This is a genomic window from Azohydromonas lata, assembly GCF_034427735.1.
In the GTDB taxonomy this organism is placed as follows: domain Bacteria; phylum Pseudomonadota; class Gammaproteobacteria; order Burkholderiales; family Burkholderiaceae_C; genus Azohydromonas; species Azohydromonas lata.
Genome location: NZ_JAXOJX010000168.1, coordinates 1 through 1,285, shown reverse-complemented (window position 1 = coordinate 1,285; position 1,285 = coordinate 1). Strand labels below are relative to the sequence as shown.

Annotated in this window: 1 protein-coding gene; it reads right to left on the bottom strand. The window is 68.7% G+C overall.

Annotated elements, in window-relative coordinates; all coding sequences use genetic code 11:
- A partial coding sequence (locus tag SM757_RS34790) for a hypothetical protein (RefSeq protein ID WP_322468833.1) occupies window positions 1-1,285 on the bottom strand: 1,285 nt, incomplete at both ends.

Below are 1,285 nucleotides of genomic sequence, written 5' to 3'. Positions count from 1 at the left end.
CACCGTGTTGGCGGCAATGGCCTGGCTGAACGTGTAGCTCTGGCTGCCGACGCTCACCTTGGTCCCAGCAGTCACCGCACCGGCGGTGCCCGTGTACTGCACGGCCACGGACGTGGCCTTGAGGTTGCCCAGGCCGTCGACGCTGGCCGTCAGCGTGCCGTTGGCCAGCTCGAACGCCGTGGTGCCCGCGGCACCCGAGCGCAAGCCGAAGCTGGCGTTGCTCAGCCGCAGCGACGCGGACGTGCCCGCGCTCAGTGCGGCCGTGACGTTGGAGCCCACGGCCACGATGTCCGTGCCGGTCTTGGCAAAGCCCAGGTCGCCAGACAGCGATACGAAGTTCGCGATGTCGGCGCTAAAGCCCTTGAGGCTGAAAGCCACCGTGTTGGCGGCAATCGCTTGGCTGAACGTGTAGCTTTGGCTACCAACGCTCACCTTGGTGCCAGCGGCCACCGCACCCGCCGTGCCGGTGTACTGCACCGCCACCGACGTGGCCTTGAGGTTGCCCAGGCCGTCGACGCTGGCCGTCAGCGTGCCGTTGGCCAGCTCGAACGCCGTGGTGCCCGCGGCACCCGAGCGCAGGCCAAAGCTCGCATTGCTCAGCCGCAGCGACGCGGACGTGCCCGCGCTCAGCGCGGCCGTGACGTTGGAGCCCACGGCCACGATGTCCGTGCCCGTCTTGGCGAAGCCCAGGTCGCCAGACAGCGACACGAAGTTGGCGATGTCCGCCGAGAAGCCCTTGAGGCTGAACGCCACCGTGTTGGCGGCAATCGCCTGGCTGAACGTGTAGCTCTGGCTGCCGACGCTCACCTTGGTGCCAGCGGCCACGGACGCACTGGTCCCCGTGTACCGCACGGCCACGGACGTGGCCTTGAGGTTGCCCAGGCCGTCGACAGTGGCCGTCAGCGTCCCGTTGGCCAGCTCGAACGCCGTGGTGCTGGCCGCGCCGGAACGCAGGCCGAAGCTGGCGTTGCTCAAGCGCAGCGAGGCCGACGTGCCCGCGCTCAGCGCAGCCGTCACGTTGGAGCCCACGGCCACGATATCCGTGCCCGTCTTGGCGAAGCCCAGGTCGCCAGACAGCGACACGAAGTTCGCAATGTCGGCGCTGAAGCCCTTGAGGCTGAAGGCCACCGTGTTGGCAGCGATGGCCTGGCTGAACGTGTAGCTCTGGCTGCCGACGCTCACCTTGGTGCCGGCCGTCACGGCACCGGCGGTGCCCGTGTACTGCACAGCCACCGAGGTGGCCTTGAGGTTGCCTAGGCCGTCAACGCTGGCCGTCAGCGTACCG